General features: G+C 44.8%; 16 protein-coding genes. 5 read left to right on the top strand and 11 right to left on the bottom strand.

From position 1 onward, the window contains the following. Window positions 1–59: 59 nt before the first annotated feature. On the bottom strand, window positions 60–650 hold the full coding sequence (gene yyaC, locus ACQW03_RS15755; RefSeq protein WP_076294339.1) for a spore protease YyaC: 591 nt from the start codon (window positions 648–650) through the stop codon (window positions 60–62). Window positions 651–770: 120 nt separating this feature from the next. On the opposite strand from yyaC, the gene ACQW03_RS15750 reads away from it, so the two are divergent. Further along, the gene (locus tag ACQW03_RS15750; protein ID WP_013373034.1) at window positions 771–998 is read left to right on the top strand and encodes a DUF1128 domain-containing protein; all 228 of its coding nucleotides are present in this window, start codon (window positions 771–773) and stop codon (window positions 996–998) included. 192 nt (window positions 999–1,190) lie between these two features. Here ACQW03_RS15750 and ACQW03_RS15745 read toward each other — a convergent pair whose 3' ends face one another. Next, window positions 1,191–1,910 (bottom strand): pirin family protein, encoded by a 720-nt coding sequence (locus ACQW03_RS15745; protein WP_071642924.1) that lies wholly within the window; start codon window positions 1,908–1,910, stop codon window positions 1,191–1,193. Window positions 1,911–2,142: 232 nt separating this feature from the next. On the opposite strand from ACQW03_RS15745, the gene ACQW03_RS15740 reads away from it, so the two are divergent. From ACQW03_RS15740 to ACQW03_RS15725, 4 genes are all read left to right on the top strand, one after another. Further along, on the top strand, window positions 2,143–2,847 hold the full coding sequence (locus ACQW03_RS15740; RefSeq protein WP_220030188.1) for a phosphatase PAP2 family protein: 705 nt from the start codon (window positions 2,143–2,145) through the stop codon (window positions 2,845–2,847). Between the two features lie 136 nt (window positions 2,848–2,983). Further along, window positions 2,984–3,241 carry a GlsB/YeaQ/YmgE family stress response membrane protein gene (locus tag ACQW03_RS15735; RefSeq protein WP_013311925.1) on the top strand — a complete coding sequence of 86 codons (258 nt, stop codon included), beginning with the start codon at window positions 2,984–2,986 and terminating at the stop codon, window positions 3,239–3,241. 42 nt (window positions 3,242–3,283) lie between these two features. Beyond that, window positions 3,284–3,685 (top strand): YtxH domain-containing protein, encoded by a 402-nt coding sequence (locus tag ACQW03_RS15730; RefSeq protein ID WP_071642928.1) that lies wholly within the window; start codon window positions 3,284–3,286, stop codon window positions 3,683–3,685. Between the two features lie 93 nt (window positions 3,686–3,778). Further along, window positions 3,779–4,255: a DUF5665 domain-containing protein gene (locus ACQW03_RS15725; protein ID WP_071642929.1), complete on the top strand. Its 477-nt coding sequence runs from the start codon at window positions 3,779–3,781 to the stop codon at window positions 4,253–4,255. 115 nt (window positions 4,256–4,370) lie between these two features. On the opposite strand, the gene ACQW03_RS15720 is transcribed toward ACQW03_RS15725, so the two are convergent. The 9 genes from ACQW03_RS15720 to ACQW03_RS15680 form a co-directional block, all read right to left on the bottom strand. Continuing rightward, window positions 4,371–5,330, bottom strand: a complete 960-nt coding sequence (locus tag ACQW03_RS15720) for a magnesium transporter CorA family protein (protein ID WP_076294273.1) — start codon at window positions 5,328–5,330, stop codon at window positions 4,371–4,373. A gap of 120 nt (window positions 5,331–5,450) precedes the next feature. Further along, complete coding sequence (locus ACQW03_RS15715) at window positions 5,451–6,224, bottom strand: sigma-70 family RNA polymerase sigma factor (RefSeq protein WP_441950524.1); 774 nt, start codon at window positions 6,222–6,224, stop codon at window positions 5,451–5,453. Next, the gene (gene rsbW / locus ACQW03_RS15710; RefSeq protein ID WP_023990271.1) at window positions 6,221–6,673 is read right to left on the bottom strand and encodes an anti-sigma B factor RsbW; all 453 of its coding nucleotides are present in this window, start codon (window positions 6,671–6,673) and stop codon (window positions 6,221–6,223) included. The genes ACQW03_RS15715 and rsbW overlap by 4 nt, the downstream gene beginning before the upstream one ends. Before the next feature lie 18 nt (window positions 6,674–6,691). Beyond that, a complete protein-coding gene (locus ACQW03_RS15705) occupies window positions 6,692–7,030 on the bottom strand; it encodes an STAS domain-containing protein (RefSeq protein ID WP_023990272.1) in 339 nt (112 codons plus the stop codon). A gap of 99 nt (window positions 7,031–7,129) precedes the next feature. After that, a complete protein-coding gene (locus ACQW03_RS15700) occupies window positions 7,130–8,800 on the bottom strand; it encodes a response regulator (RefSeq protein WP_441950521.1) in 1,671 nt (556 codons plus the stop codon). A gap of 19 nt (window positions 8,801–8,819) precedes the next feature. Further along, window positions 8,820–9,689 carry a CheR family methyltransferase gene (locus tag ACQW03_RS15695; protein ID WP_023990274.1) on the bottom strand — a complete coding sequence of 290 codons (870 nt, stop codon included), beginning with the start codon at window positions 9,687–9,689 and terminating at the stop codon, window positions 8,820–8,822. A gap of 78 nt (window positions 9,690–9,767) precedes the next feature. After that, window positions 9,768–13,487, bottom strand: a complete 3,720-nt coding sequence (locus tag ACQW03_RS15690; RefSeq protein WP_441950519.1) for a response regulator — start codon at window positions 13,485–13,487, stop codon at window positions 9,768–9,770. Next, window positions 13,471–14,652, bottom strand: coding sequence for a PP2C family protein-serine/threonine phosphatase (locus ACQW03_RS15685; protein ID WP_071642937.1), 1,182 nt, complete (start codon window positions 14,650–14,652; stop codon window positions 13,471–13,473). Before ACQW03_RS15685 ends, ACQW03_RS15690 begins: the two co-directional genes overlap by 17 nt. A gap of 235 nt (window positions 14,653–14,887) precedes the next feature. Further along, on the bottom strand, window positions 14,888–15,229 hold the full coding sequence (locus ACQW03_RS15680; RefSeq protein ID WP_023990277.1) for a general stress protein: 342 nt from the start codon (window positions 15,227–15,229) through the stop codon (window positions 14,888–14,890). Window positions 15,230–15,274: the final 45 nt, after the last annotated feature.

Here is a 15,274-nt window from a genome sequence, read left to right as displayed (position 1 = left end):
ATTGGAGCTGAATATATTATTAAGTAGAACAATGCTGATGTATATTATTAAGCAGACCATCAATATCTGAAACGGTAACCCTCTGGAAAATCTTGCGAAGCTGTTTTCAAACCAAATTCATAAGCCGCCGCATTAGCAATATACGCAGCCATTGTCATGACCAAGTGAAGCGACGTCATTTGGAGTGTCCAATAGGGTTTGGGGCTGCGCTCATTCACAATCGCTGCAACACTATAATGACCAACAGACGGCAGAGACAGCCCCACCGATCGCGCAGGAGTTAGCGGTTCACGCGCAACAAGAAACATTCCCGTTGAGCCGTGCTGTCCAAGACAAGCATCTATGGCGATCACATGATGATCTTGGGGAATGCACTCCAAGTATGAAACCAGATGATCTGCGTCACAGGGCTCCGTCATTGTGCCAATCACGTGCGGAAAGCCTTGCTCCTTGAGCATGGTGCCTACTAGTGGCCCAAGTGAATCACCCGACGAACGATCTGTACCGATGCAAACAAAAGTCAACTTATCTATAGCATGCTGATGATGAATTTCTCGAAAAAACGGCGCGAGTCCATCGCGATCTGTTTTCTTTACATTATGTTCTAAGGACAAGCGACCGGGTGCGGAAGCTCGATTATACAAAGACAACTTTGTCCATCCTCCTTGATTCGGTTGTATATCGGTAATCTGGCTTTCAGTACATTCTACAACAAAAACATGATACAATACAGGCAACTTCCCCTGTTATGAAAGGATGGAAAATTAACGATGGATTTGTCTGTACCGTCTCATGCCAACATTGAGTATATGATTGAAGGTATTAAAACCAAGCTCCGTATGGCAAGTGGTGCTGCTATGCAGGCTTCTGCTTTCTCGCTGGAGCAATACGAGGACATTCATGATGTCTATGATATGGTGATAAGCAAGCCTAACCTGAGCATTTCAGAAGTTGAAGCTATTGTTTCTGAACTGGGCAGATTGCGAAAATCCTCCTGAATTAGCTTATAGGAAGACAGCTTAGCTGTATTACAACCTATCATCATGAGCAACAGCCTTCATGATAGTGGCCCTGTCAGCATAAATAAAGCTCGTATCTCCGGTCGTCTCAACAGACGTGCAACGGGATACGAGCTTTATTTTTTCGATTGCATATATGCATTTTCATACACTTCTTCACTTAAGGATGCTTCAAGGCAAATCCGCTAACACCAGTTCAGATATATCCTCATTACCTGTAGCTAGTATCTTTAATGTACAGCTTTTTTGAATTCGCGCGGCATCACCAGGCCCTAACTGAAAATCCCCATCCTGGCATGTAACTTCTACATGACCGCTAACTACATAAATGTGGGTGCGGCGCTCCTCTTGCTGCGGATATTCAAGCTGCTGTCCTTTTTCCAATCTGCTCAGATACAGATTTATATCCTGCGCGATGGATAACGCCCCCTCCACTTCTGAACCAGACACAACAGGCTGAAGCCGATTTAGACGTTCACTGTGCTTGAATCTTTGCACCTGATAAGAAGGCTGAATGTCAGGGCTCTCAGGTAAAAACCACATTTGCAAAAAGCGAACCGGTCTTTCATCCCCAGTATTTCGCTCTTCATGCTCAATTCCCGTGCCTGCACTCAGAACCTGTATCGAGCCGCTTTTCAAATCCTGCTCATGTCCCAAGCTGTCGCTATGATGCAGTTGGCCTTCAATTACATAGGTGACGATTTCCAAATCGTGATGCGGATGTCTTTTGAAGCCTTGCTGCGGTTCAAGCTCGTTATCATTATGGGCTAGCATACAACCAAAATGAGCATTGCTCGGATCTTCATAATCGGCAAACGAAAAGCTAAACTCACTATGAATCCATCCTTTATTTGAGGTATGTCTTTCTGCCGATGTCACTATTTTAATCATCCTTAACACCTCCATGGATTCCAGTTCCGTAAAGCAGCCTTGCTTTGTAATGACTATCCCACTTCCGGCCCTGGCATTTACAAACGCTGTGATACGATCCCTTTACCCCGGGCTTAAATGCCTCAATCAGCCTGTCGTCTCCGTCGGGTTTTGCTCTTAAGTTCATTATTAGTTAAGTTAATAGTACGAAAAATTGAGTCTATCACAGCCATAAGGAGGAGATTTATTACATATGCTATCCCATGAACCCCAATCATCCCGGTTCCTACCAAGCTATTTGCGTCGTAGTCTGTATGCATCTATTATCATGATCGCTGTGTTGCTTCTCATCGCCTACTCTGTGAAATGGATTGGCACAGCTCCTTTTCTATATTGGGATGAACGCATACAGAATGTCGTTTTTCCAGACACAGCAGCTGCTCGTTACCAACTGTTAACCATCGCTGTATTCATTACATCTTTCGGTTCATTCCGCATGTCGTTGATCATCGCCCTCGGTGCTGCCACCTTGTGTTGGGTCAGTCTTCGCTCAAAAGCTTATTCCTTTGCGATCCTAAGCAGCTTTACGGCGATGTGGGTGCTGAATACGCTAATTAAAGAAATTTTGCAACGGGAACGCCCGTCACTTCAACATTTGGTTGAAGCCGGGGGCTACAGTTTTCCCAGCGGTCATGCGATGATTTCCATGGGATTTTACGGAATGATATTTGCCATTTGGGCCATAGAACGAAAGATTCGTGGGCGCTCGCTCTTTCTTCCGTGCGTTCTTGGTGCACTACTGATTCTCCTGATTGGACTAAGCCGCGTATATCTAGGTGTTCACTTTCCTACAGATATTGTGGGTGGCTATATTGCAGGTATTATTTGGCTGGTGTTTACCGTTCCTGTGATCTATTGGCGAGCGCGTATGCAGCATCCTTCCACTCCCCACCGGTAAATGTCCGAGACGGCTTTTTGTTTCACTCCGGGTCACGACGTTTATATACGAAGTAAGCAAGGCACAGCAATATCGAAGCTCAGTATCATCAAAAACGTTATGATTTTGTGAACTTAGGATAAGGGAGGCGATCCTTGTGTGGGGAATTGTACTAAGTATTGTAATGGCTATTATTATCGGATTGATTGGCGATGCACTGGCTGGTCATGAAATGCCTGGCGGCATTGCGGGCTCTATGATTGCTGGATTTGTAGGAGCTTGGCTAGGTGTCATGCTATTGGGAGACTGGGGCCCGGTCATCGGAGATTTTGCAGTCATTCCAGCCATACTCGGAACCGCATTGTTCGTGTTCTTGCTCGGACTTGTGTCCAGGCTATTAAGAAGGGCTACCTAACATTTATATATATTTTTTATTCTATAAGAGGAGTGATATAACATGAGTAACATTGACAATCAAAATATGGCAGGTACTTCAGGTTTTGCAAAAGGTTTATTTATTGGAGGTTTGATTGGTGCTGCCGCAGCCCTGCTGTTCGCGCCGAAGCCGGGTCGTGATTTGCGTAGTGATCTGTCTGATAAAATTACAGTTGTCTCCGATAAAACAAAGGATGTGGCATCTGTAGTTAGCAGCAAAGCGACAGATTTGGCCAAAACCGTTTCCACCAAAACAGCAGATGTAGCCAAAACGGTAGCTGAGAGCAAAGACAATATCGTTTCCAGCGTTACCAAAGCTTCTGCCGATGTCGCTAATGAAGCGGCCAAAGCGGATAAAGAAGTTATGGATGCAACGGCTCAGGCGGCCAAGGATACACAGAAACAATTGAATGCTAATTCCTAATAGTTACACATTCAGATGAAAAAAAATAAGCCCTAGACACTGAACAGCCAGCATGCAAGAAGCTGGCTGTTTTTAAATGATAGAAAGGCTGGGATGACAATGAGCAAGCCAAACTCCTATGGAGATGATCTTTCCGCGAACAACAAAAGAACCTTTCATCCCCTACAGGCTCAAGATCAGCCAGATGAGGTTTCATCCAAGCAGGCTTCTTCCACTCCTGATCATGTTAAAACGCATGATCAGGAGAGAGACTTTGATGTAAATGAGCATCCTTTTGAGCTGCGCCATGAGGTTAAGCGGCTTAACAAACGCTTAGATCAAATAGCAGATACGCTTGAAAGAGCAGAGTTTAAAGATATTCTGGAGAACTACTCCAGCACTAAAAGAAGAATTATGAGCAATCTGACCGCAGGGATTGCACGTGGTCTCGGCCTTACGCTGGGTACAGTGGTCATACTCGCCTTGCTCGCTTGGTTGCTCAGTTTCCTGGTACAATTAAATCTTCCGGTCATCGGAGATTTCATCGCCGAATTATTAGGATATATCAAAATGAGCCAAGGTACTAAGTAATTGTCCCTATCTCATTTAAAAACGATCCATCGTAACCGGTAATAGACTCCTCAAAGAGCCTCCAGTTACGATGGATCGTTTTTTATTTGTAAAATAAAACAGATGTAGTCAGCCGCTACAATTTGTTGCGCTTGTTAGCTTTCAATAAGTCTCCTGTCCACCCCTTCATCATCAGCCAGCCGTACATTCCCGCCATACTTAGCAATGTGGCAATAATCACGGTGGTAAAACCCCAGCCTGTTTTAATCCAAGGCAGATTTTCAAAGTTCATGCCCCATATAGCGCCCACTACAGTTGCTGGTGTAAATACGGCGGTGACAATGGTGAGCGTCTTTGTAATCTCATTCCCCCTAAATGCAGAAATGGCGTCGTCAATGGAGATCAATGTGTCGATTTCCTTTTCATAATGCAGGAAAAGTCCTTCCATCCGAGTAACACGGTAAAGTAACTGCTTAAAAAAGCGATTCTCCTCCAGTTTATCCAGATATGCCTCCCGAGAAGCCGTTACCAGCTCTGAAAAAGGAATGAACATATTGCTCCAATACAACAGCTCGAAACGTGCATTCAATATAGAATCCATCAGCGTCCGAGCATTCCTTATTTCCATGTCCTCTTCCAGTTTTCTCAGGTTGATCTCGAACTTATCCATACCTGTATGAAAATAATGAAGCACGGCTCTCGCCAATACAAACATGCCGTCAGCTGCATCCTCACACTGTTCCAGCATTTTTTGACGTTCCGCTGTGTGCATAATTTCACGGGTATTTTGATCCAAATTTAACGTCACTAACTTCTGATTTAGGACCAGAAAATAAAACTTGTTGCAATTGCGCTGACTGTCGATCTCCTCCTGAACGGAGTAGATCAGCGACCCGTACATTAAGGGCTGATTGCCATCTGGAAAACGCACAGATATAAAGCTGGATGGAATGTCCTCTACCTTGTCCAGCCATTCTGAGACTTCTGGGAGCTTCTCCTTCAAGTGCTGTATGACCGAATCTTGCCAATTCTCAGCACTGATGTCCCACCATTCCCATCCTCCACGAAAGGAAGAAATCTGTTCAAATGCAGTCATGGATTCCAACCTTCCTCCCAACCTTTTTCGCTTTATAAAAAGGACACGCTTCCTATATCGGAATAACGTGTCCTTACGATGTGACGTCAAATATTTTAAGCCATATAATCTGCCATCTACTCATGAAATAGAGGAATTAGACATAATCTGCTTCAGCTTTTCCGTTGCCCGCTTCTGAATACGGGAAACGCTCATCTGCGATACGCCCAACGTCTGTGCAATCGCACGTTGAGATTGACCGTCCTGAAATGCCAGAAGAAGCACCTTTTGTTCCTGCTCCTTCAGTTGGCTTAAAGCCTGCTGCAAATCCATTCGTTTTTCCACAGTGTCATAATCGTTAGCATCCGAGCTAATGAGCTCGCCTAACGTAGCTGCACTCTCTTCCTGGGATAAAGGCGAGTCCAGTGAAACATAGTGATAGCACTCACGACCAGCAAGCACCTCAACCGTTTCTTCCACGGTAAGATCCAAATAGGTCGCAATCTCGTCCACATTGGGTGAGCGTTCCAATTTAACGGTCAGTTCATCAATAGCATGTTGAACAAGCGCACCCTTTTCTTTAATGCGGCGAGGAACCTGGATGTACCAGGATTTGTCGCGCAAATAATTTTTCATATGTCCCAGCATACTTTTCATAGCGTACGGTTCAAATGGGATACCCAAGCTGATATCGTATTGCTGAAGCAGACGTATCAAAGCCATCTGACCGGTCTGATATAAATCCTCGTATAAGTCCGGACGGTTACGGGAGATCTTCCCGGCAGCCATCTTGACCATCGGCTCATACTTACGGATCAGCACGGTAGCAATCTCGTTATCTTTTGTTTGCTGGTACTCCCAGATTAGACCAACGGCTTCATCCATCGACTCCGGGGGAGTTACCTTTTCATTCATACTCTTTCCTCACTTCTGGTCAGTCGCTTTACAAGCACCACTTCGGTGCCTTTTCCTGTCTCATTCAAGATATGGACATCGTCCATAAGCGCCTGCATGAGATAAAAGCCTAATCCGCCTATCTGTGCATCATTCAACTCCTTGTCATGCAAGGATGCGATGCGGGACGGGTCCTCCACACGTTCAAAGCTCTCCCCTTCATCTTTGACACGAATGGACAACGAAACTTCATCAAATTCGAATATTACTTCCACGACTCCCCCCTCATGACCATATGCATAAAGGACAGAGTTATTACAGGCTTCCGATACAGCCACTTTCATGTCTTCAATATCCTCATAAGAGAATCCCATTTTCGCGGCAATACCGTATAAATTTAATCTTACAATATCAACAAAGTCAGCAGTTGCCGGCAAATTAAGAACTACTTTTTGAATTTGAGCATTCATTTCTTTTTCTTTCCTTTCCTATTGGGAATTCTCCTGGGGGACAAAGAATTTGGCAATACCAGTCATATCAAACAGCTTTTGAATTTGAGGCGGTACCTCTTGAACAGCAAAGCGGGACTCCATCCCATGCCTTGCTTTTAAAATGGATAACAAGATACCAATACCCGTGCTGTCAATGTATTTAAGGTCTCTCAAGTTAATAATCAAATCTTGGCTGGACTCCCCCACCAAAGGCTCCATCACCAGACGAAAATCAGGTGCTACCGAAAGATCCAACTCTCCACTCAGATAAACGGTATTTACGCCATCGGTTGTTTCTGTAATTGCATTAAACTTCTCATTTTTATTTGTATTCATAGGCCTACTCTCCCGAAAAAAGATTTCCCTACATACTAACCCATTATACGAGCATTTGAATCACGGTATAACTTTTTAAACACTACCAAATACCACCATCTAAGCTTCATTGATTTGATCTTTACCCGACTGCATTGGAAAATGGTCTGGAGAATGCCGTAGCAACGCCTGTTTTACACTGCTGATTTTAACGGGCTTACTAATATAATCGTTCATCCCAGCTTCAATACATCGAGGCTGAATACCCTCCATGACGTTAGCCGTCATGGCAATAATGGCAGGTTGGGATCTTCCCGCCAATTGCTCACGCACTCTACCCGTACACTCTAGACCGTCCATCACAGGCATCTGTAAGTCCATAAAGATATAATCATAGTCCTGATTCGCCATGACCATATCAAGCGCCTGTTGCCCATCTGCTGCCACATCTGAAGCTAAACCGAGCTTATCCAGTATATTTACCATCAGCTTCTGGTTAATCGGATGATCATCTACGACCAGTACAGGTTTACGGCTTGGAGATTCCTGATGTGGAATTTCCCAATCGTGGTTGGACTCCCCCTCCAGTTCATTCTCGTGAGCAAAGCCAAGCTTCATTGTAAAATGAAACGTCACACCCTGTTCTCCGCTCGTATCTACACGGATATCTCCGCCCATCATATTCACCAAGGTTTTACAAATGGCGAGTCCTAACCCGGTACCACCATATTTACGCGTCATTGAAGAATCCAGTTGGGAAAAGGGCTGAAACAGTCTTCCAACCTTAGCAGGATCAATACCAATGCCTGTATCCTTCACAGAAAACTCAACGGTAAGTCCGTTATCTCTACGCTCTTTCACAGATGCGAAGACATACACCCCACCCTGGTCTGTAAATTTGACGGCATTGGATACCAGGTTAATCAGTACTTGACGCAATCTCCCCATATCTCCATATAACACAGGAGGCATCTGTTCATCGAGAAAATAAACCAGTTCCAAGTTCTTTCGGTTCACCTCTACCGTAAATAGGCTGAAAACTTCCTTGATACAGGAAACCAGATCAAAAGGATATTCCTCTACCTCCATTTTGCCTGACTCCAGCTTAGTGAAGTCCAGAATATCATTAATGACTGCCACCAGCGCGTCTGCACTACGACGGATAATATCGGCATATTCCTGTTGGTCACTTTGCAGCTCCGTCTCCATCAGCAAATCAATCATGCCAATGACGCCGTTCATAGGTGTGCGGATTTCATGGCTCATCATCGCCAGAAATTCCGTTTTGGCATTGGCAGCAATCTCTGCTGCCTCCTTGGCGGCAATCAGTTCGCTGTTCATCTTCTCCAGCTGCTGGGTCTTCTGATGAAGCAGCATGGACTGTGTCTTCAAGCGCTTGTTTGTCAGATACATTTGTACAAAGCCTTCAATTTTGGACTTGAGAATTTGAGGGATGAACGGCTTCACCATATAATCAATACCACCCGCTGAATACCCCGCAAATAAATGCTCCGCTTCCTTGCTGTTAGCTGAAATAAAGATAATTGGAATATCCTTCGTTTTCTCTCTGGCCTTGATTAACTTTGCGGTCTCAATTCCATCCATACCCGGCATCTGTACATCCAGGACTACGATTGCAAATTCATCTTTTAATAGACATCGCAGCGCTTCTTCCCCGGATGTGGCCTTTACCAAATTATATTGTTCACTCTCCAGCACCGCCTCAAGAGCGAGCAGGTTCTCAGGTCTGTCATCTACCAGCAATATATGAATCGGTTCATGAAGCCCCATGGAATCCTCCTAAGCATCTCTATTTAATCTTCCGGTAAATTTTTTCTATCCGGTCCAGCGGCTCGTAGGAATCACTATAATCGGTAAAATGTATGGATTCCTTGGCCCCAAGCACCAACACACCAAAATGACTCAAGCTATCATAAAACAACCCATGTACGTGGTTGCGAAGTTCGTCGTTAAAATAGATCATGACATTCCGGCAAAAAATAACATTGAACTCGTTAAAGGACCGGTCCGTCGCTAAGTTGTGCTCCGCAAAAATAATATTTTTCCGTAAAAAAGGATGAAACATCACTGAATCATACTTGGCTGTATAATATTCAGAGAACGATTGTGTGCCCCCGGACTCCAAATAATTTTTGGTATACAGCTTCATTCGGTCGATCCCGTATACGCCTTCCTTCGCCTGCTGTAAAGACAGGTTATTCATATCCGTCGCATAAATGCGGGCCTTATCATATAAGCCTTCTTCATGCAGCAAGATCGCCATAGAATATACTTCCTCACCAGTGGAGCAACCTGCATGCCATATTCGAATGTACGGATACGTTCGCAAAATAGGAATGATTTTCTGCCTGAAATTCAGAAACAGCTCCGGGTCACGGAACATCTCGGTCACCGGAATAGAAAGGCTTTGTACCAGTCTATCGAAGGCGCTGCGATCATGCAGCACCTTCTCCTGAAGTCCTGATATCGTGCTTACATTCTCGGACTGCGCATGATAATAAACACGCCGCTTAATCGATGGCAGAGCGTAGTTACGAAAATCGTAGCCGTACAGCCGATGTATGCCTTCCAGCAACAGCTCAATCTCAATCAATTCCCGCTCAGTATCATTCGATTTCACTTCATTAGCAGCATTATCCGCCATATCCTTAGATGTCATAATCTCTCTCCAATTCCTAAATAGGTTTTGCCTGTGCCGCTCCAATCATGTGTCGATTTATATTACCCATTTTTTGGGTTACGAATACAACCACACCCGCATTAATGATAAAAGCTGTTCGGTTTGAATCGGTTTTTTTACATAATCGGAAGCGCCTGCCTCAATACACTTGGAACGATCATCCTTCATGGCCTTGGCTGTCAGGGCAATAATAGGCAACTTCTCGAATTGTGGCATTAGCCGGATACGTCGCATCGCTTCATATCCATCCATTTCTGGCATCATCATATCCATCAGCACCAGATCAAAATCAGGTGTCTGTTCCAGCAGTTCCAGTGCTTCTCTTCCATTTTCCGCAAAGGTAACCTCCATACGATAGCTTTCCAGCACACTGGACAGAGCAAATACATTGCGAATATCATCGTCTACCAACAGTATTTTTTTACCTTCAAACAGCTCTTCCTTGTTGTATAGCTTCTGCAAAATTTTGCGTTTATCCTCAGGAAGATTCGCCTCTACACGATGCAAGAACAACGTTGTTTCGTCTAAAAGCCGTTCCGGCGATTTAACATCCTTAATAATAATAGACTCTGCATATTTGCGAAGTTGCGTTTCTTCTTTGTTATCCAGATCTTTGCCTGTATAAATAATAATCGGCAGGTCAGTTAGCTGCTCGTTCTCTCGAATACGATCCAGCAGTTCAAAACCAGTCATGTCGCTCAGCATCAGATCCAGTACCATGCAGTCATACCGCTGGATAGCCAGCTCATGCAGTGCTTCCTGACCTGTCGATACCGCCGTAATAGCAACATCATCATGATCGATCAGCTCAATAATGGATTTACGCTGATTATCATCATCTTCAACCACAAGGAGACGTTTGACCATTTGGTCCGTATACGATTTAATATGTGAAAATGCCTTATCCAGACTTTCCTTCGAGGAAGGCTTTTTGAGATAGGCAATCGCGCCCATCATTAAGCCCTGCTTCACATCATCTATGACCGAAATAACATGCACTGGAATATGACGTGTCGATGAATTTCCTTTTAGCTCACCCAAAATGGACCAGCCATCCATTACAGGTAATTGAATATCTAGTATAATAGCGTCCGGCAAATAAGACTGAGCCATGTTGAGCCCATCGTCTCCTTGGAGAGCGATCAGTGCCTTAAAGCCCCGGCTACGGGCCATATCGTACAAAATATTAGCAAAATTAATATCATCCTCAATAATCAGCAACACTTTATCCTGCGAGGTAATCTCGTTTCGGTCGTCCCCCGGATGTATAATGTCCTCCACTTTGTTTTTCGAAGGCATCTGATATAATGGCAACCGTTTAGCAGGCATAATCATGGGAAGGTCCGTTTCTACCGAGGCTGCGACATTTTCAAAATCCGAATTCACATCCGCACCGTTAAATTCCTCTCTCGAATGAGAATCCATATCCTCAGCCGTTGGCGTTTGTTCCGGCAAATACAGTGTGAAGCAACTGCCCTGTCCCTGCTCGGATTCCACCGTAATAACGCCGCCCAACAATCTGGAAAGCTCGCGGCTGATCGACAGACCTAGTCCTGTCCCCCCGTATTTCCGGCTGGTTGTACCATCTACCTGCTGGAAGGCCTCGAAGATCAGATCCGTTTTATCGGAAGCAATCCCAATGCCCGTATCACGCACAGATAAAGCCAGATAGGATCTTCGTGGATTTAGCAGACCAGGAAGCTGCTCTCCGTTTGCCCGAGATACAATGAAACGAATAGAACCTTCCATGGTGAACTTGAAGGCATTAGACAGCAAATTACGTAAAATTTGTTTGAGACGATAACCGTCACTGATAATGGCATCTGGCAAGTTCTCTTCGATTTCGGTATGCAGGTGAAGCTCACGTTTGGCTGCGACCGGAGCAAAATTCTGCTCCACAAACAGTTGCAGTTCCTTCAAATGGACCGCTTCATGGTTAATATCCATTTTTCCAGCGTCCACTTTGGATAAATCCAGAATTTCATCAATCATTTTCAACAAATCCGCGCCTGACATATAAATGGTTTGTGCATATTCCACCTGCTTTGGCTTGAGATTGCCTTCCTTGTTCTCAGACAAGAGCTGAGAAAGAATAAGCAAGCTATTTAGCGGAGTACGCAGCTCATGAGACATATTAGCCAAAAACTCGGATTTGTATTTGCTAGTAATTCCTAGCTGCATTGCCTGTTGTTCCAACTGAGCTCGTGCATGTTCAATCTCGTCGTTCTTTTCTTCCACTTCTCGAACTTGTTCTTCTAGCGCTCTAGTTTTGGCAATCAGTTCAGTATTAAAATGCTCCAATTCTTCCTGTTGACGCTGTAACAATTCCTCTGAACGCTTGAGCTCCTCTGTTTGCTCCTCCAAATTTTCGTTGGAGCGCTTGAGTTCCTCTTGCTGAGTTTGTAGCTCCTCGGACTGGCATTGCAATTCCTCAGTAAGTGCCTGGGATTCGCGCAACAATTGCTCTACACGCATCCGTCCCTTGATATTGTTCAGAATGATTCCCAAGCTCTCTACTAATTGAGCAAACAGCTTCGTTTCCAGATCACTGAAGCGATCCAGTGACGCTATTTCTATAGCACCGATGCACTCATCCTCGAACAAAATAGGGAAGATCATAATTCCCACTGGCTTACTTTCTCCTAAGGCAGAGCCTATGGACAAATATCCGTCAGGAGCCTCTGTAATCAAGATCGGCTTACGATCCAGAACACATTGTCCGAGTAATCCTTCGCCCACATGGATAACGTCCCTAATCGAATTTTCGCCAGTCACCTTTGCATAGGAGCCGTATAACTTAAAACGGTTGTCTTCTACATCTTTTCCTTGCAAATAGATAGCTCCATAGCTGCCTCCCAAGATGGGCGTAAACTCACTAATGAACATCTGAGCAACCTGCTCCAGTGAATTCACACCGCGGAACAGCTCAGTCACCCGAGCAGTATTGGCATTAAGCCAAGTTTGATCCTTCTGCGTTTGAAGGACGGAATGCTCGAATTTCCGCTTTTCTTCCAAGTCTCCGGCCATTTGTTGAAATACACGAGCGACTTCACCGATTTCATCTTTGGAGGCAACACTCATTCGGCTGATGGCCCTGTACTTTCCCTTGCCAAAACCATTAATCATGAGATTAACGATATTTAGACCTTTGGCAATGCTTGGGAGCACCCACAAAATAACCAGTAAGCCCATGATCAGACCGGCGGCCATCAGAATTGTGGTAATCTGCACAGATTCCTCATAGGCCTGATTGGCTTGCTTCATGTCGTTATCAATCTCCCGATCCTGAAAAACGGCAAGGGCATTAATGCTGTCCATTGCCTCCTCTTGAGCAGGCAAACCAGTACTGTTTCGGAAAGCGTTAGCCTCATCAATACGATCTTGTCCCAACAAGGAAACTAACCTTTGTTCGTAACTTAGAAATTCATTCCAGGCGACGGCTACCCGATCAACCTGCTGCTGCTCTTCACTGGTGCCTGAGTTTGTTTGCAGACTTGCCAGCACTTTCGTTCCAGTAGCGGAAATATCATCGAGCTCACGTTTGGCCTCGCCGACAGAGGAGCCCGGATTTAAAAGCAGGTTGGCCATAACTTTGGCCATATCATTCACCTGACCACGAATAGCCGTTGTTTTCCGGACCTTCACATATCGGTCCTGGTAAACCTGATTCAGCTGCTCATTCAGGCTCCCCATACGGTCATAGCTGATTAGCGTCAGCACAAGGAGGATCGCCATAAGCGATCCAAAGCCGATCAGCAGTTTATTTCTGATTTTCATGCAAGCTCTCTCCCTCTTTCAATGAAATCCAGATCAAGCACTTATCATCATCGCGATCCTGTGGCGCTTCATTACGAAAAAATGCATCCAGCATCGCTTCTTCATTCCAATCCTCATACTTACGTAGACACTCAGTCAGATACTCCAACTGCTCCTCATATTCACCTTCCACCGCTTCCAGCAAGCCATCCGTATACAAAGCGATATGTCCAGTTCCTTCATAATAAATTGTGTGCATTTCTGCATCAATCTTATCAAACAAACCAACCGGGCTACATGCACGGTCAAATTTGGTAATGCTTCCATCCTGGTTGAACAGCAAACCGGGAGGATGTCCCGCATTTACATAGTCAATTCGCCGTGAACGGGTATCAATCACCATATAAATCGCCGTAAAATAATACTGTACCAGCTGCTTGCCCAGATCCAGTTGATTAAAACGACGATTCAGCTCTTGTATGACTTTCTCAGGCTCCACATATGTGGTCACCGTATCCTTAAGTACAGACGCAATGAACATGCAGAACAACGAGGAAGAAATGCCATGCCCCATCATATCAAGCAAAATGATGGCATATCTTCCCTCCCCTAACGGATACCATGAATATAAATCCCCTGCCAGTTCAAAGGAAGGCTGATAGAGCGCATTCACTTGCAGCACCGGGTCCTGAATGGCAGGACTAAGCACCGCCTGCTGTACCATCGCGGCCAGCTTCAACTCATCCTGAATTCGCTGATCCCGATCCTTATGCCAGTCCTTCTCCTGTTTGAGACGCAAAGCAGACCGGATTCGCGCCATTAGCTCTACCTTGTTGATCGGCTTCGTGACATAATCGACGGCTCCCACATCCAGAGCTTCGGCCAATTTTTTGGAATCGCCTACTGCCGTTACCATAATAATCGGGATATCTTTTAAATGCTCATATTCCTGCACAATACTGCAAGCTTCAATGCCGTCCATTTCAGGCATCATCATGTCCAGCAGCACCAAATCAATGTCTGAAGGACGGGGTCGAAGACTAATGGTACGATCACCGATTCCCAGATGCTCCAACATTTCTGCGGCCGAGCTAGCAGAGATCACATCCCGATAATTTTCTTTTTTCAGTATTTCACGAATAATAATGACATTCGTCGGGTTATCGTCAACAATTAGAATTCTCATTGGCCTCTCCTTATCTGTAACTCATGTATTATACTATACCTGCTTAAACGGCAACACCCTTGTTCATTAGAAGTAGTGTTTCCGTAAGAAGGCATTCCAAAAACATAGATAAGGAATGAGGCTGGAACCCCATTCCTTATCTATGTTTTTGGAGGACCCGCGAAACACTTGTGCTGCGGTCAACATCCTCTTTTTCGAATCTAATGCCACTCTGCTTTTATGGCGAACAGCAATATCACGCTTTTTTAGCAATGACCAGCACTTTACCCTGATCCAGTTCTTTTTCATAAAAGTCAGCTTCGGTATCTGTAAATCCCAAGGAAGTAATTTTAGCGCGAAGCTCATCGCCGCGGGAACGGAACAAGTTGGCTAATGAGTCGAAAACGCCCTCTTCCTTAATCCCGATTTCCTTAGCATCCACCGTATCAGCAATACGATCTGTCCGATCCTGATCATGAGCGAGCACGAACACATCCTCATAACGATAGCCCGTGTTACGCAACTCATTTACTGCTTCAACGGCTTGTACACCGTTATCTACCACTTTGGCATAAGATTTATGATTGGTCTGATTCATGTTTCTCACGCTCCTTTAAGGATTGACTTCTCTGACTATTACACT

The organism is Paenibacillus sp. DRB1-1, from assembly GCF_052119485.1.
Lineage (GTDB): Bacteria > Bacillota > Bacilli > Paenibacillales > Paenibacillaceae > Paenibacillus > Paenibacillus polymyxa_B.
Note: the sequence above shows the minus strand (reverse complement) of the source record. Positions and strands in the feature narration are given on the sequence as shown.

What these genes read in the sequence shown, in the direction of transcription:
- ACQW03_RS15750 (WP_013373034.1), top strand. Translation starts at nt 771, where the DNA reads ATGGATTTGTCTGTACCGTCTCATGCCAACATTGAGTATATGATTGAA.
- ACQW03_RS15745 (WP_071642924.1), bottom strand. Translation starts at nt 1,910, where the DNA reads ATGATTAAAATAGTGACATCGGCAGAAAGACATACCTCAAATAAAGGA.
- ACQW03_RS15740 (WP_220030188.1), top strand. Translation starts at nt 2,143, where the DNA reads ATGCTATCCCATGAACCCCAATCATCCCGGTTCCTACCAAGCTATTTG.
- ACQW03_RS15730 (WP_071642928.1), top strand. Translation starts at nt 3,284, where the DNA reads ATGAGTAACATTGACAATCAAAATATGGCAGGTACTTCAGGTTTTGCA.
- ACQW03_RS15725 (WP_071642929.1), top strand. Translation starts at nt 3,779, where the DNA reads ATGACAATGAGCAAGCCAAACTCCTATGGAGATGATCTTTCCGCGAAC.
- ACQW03_RS15720 (WP_076294273.1), bottom strand. Translation starts at nt 5,330, where the DNA reads ATGACTGCATTTGAACAGATTTCTTCCTTTCGTGGAGGATGGGAATGG.
- ACQW03_RS15715 (WP_441950524.1), bottom strand. Translation starts at nt 6,224, where the DNA reads ATGAATGAAAAGGTAACTCCCCCGGAGTCGATGGATGAAGCCGTTGGT.
- rsbW (WP_023990271.1), bottom strand. Translation starts at nt 6,673, where the DNA reads ATGAATGCTCAAATTCAAAAAGTAGTTCTTAATTTGCCGGCAACTGCT.
- ACQW03_RS15705 (WP_023990272.1), bottom strand. Translation starts at nt 7,030, where the DNA reads ATGAATACAAATAAAAATGAGAAGTTTAATGCAATTACAGAAACAACC.
- ACQW03_RS15700 (WP_441950521.1), bottom strand. Translation starts at nt 8,800, where the DNA reads ATGGGGCTTCATGAACCGATTCATATATTGCTGGTAGATGACAGACCT.
- ACQW03_RS15695 (WP_023990274.1), bottom strand. Translation starts at nt 9,689, where the DNA reads ATGACATCTAAGGATATGGCGGATAATGCTGCTAATGAAGTGAAATCG.
- ACQW03_RS15690 (WP_441950519.1), bottom strand. Translation starts at nt 13,487, where the DNA reads ATGAAAATCAGAAATAAACTGCTGATCGGCTTTGGATCGCTTATGGCG.
- ACQW03_RS15685 (WP_071642937.1), bottom strand. Translation starts at nt 14,652, where the DNA reads ATGAGAATTCTAATTGTTGACGATAACCCGACGAATGTCATTATTATT.
- ACQW03_RS15680 (WP_023990277.1), bottom strand. Translation starts at nt 15,229, where the DNA reads ATGAATCAGACCAATCATAAATCTTATGCCAAAGTGGTAGATAACGGT.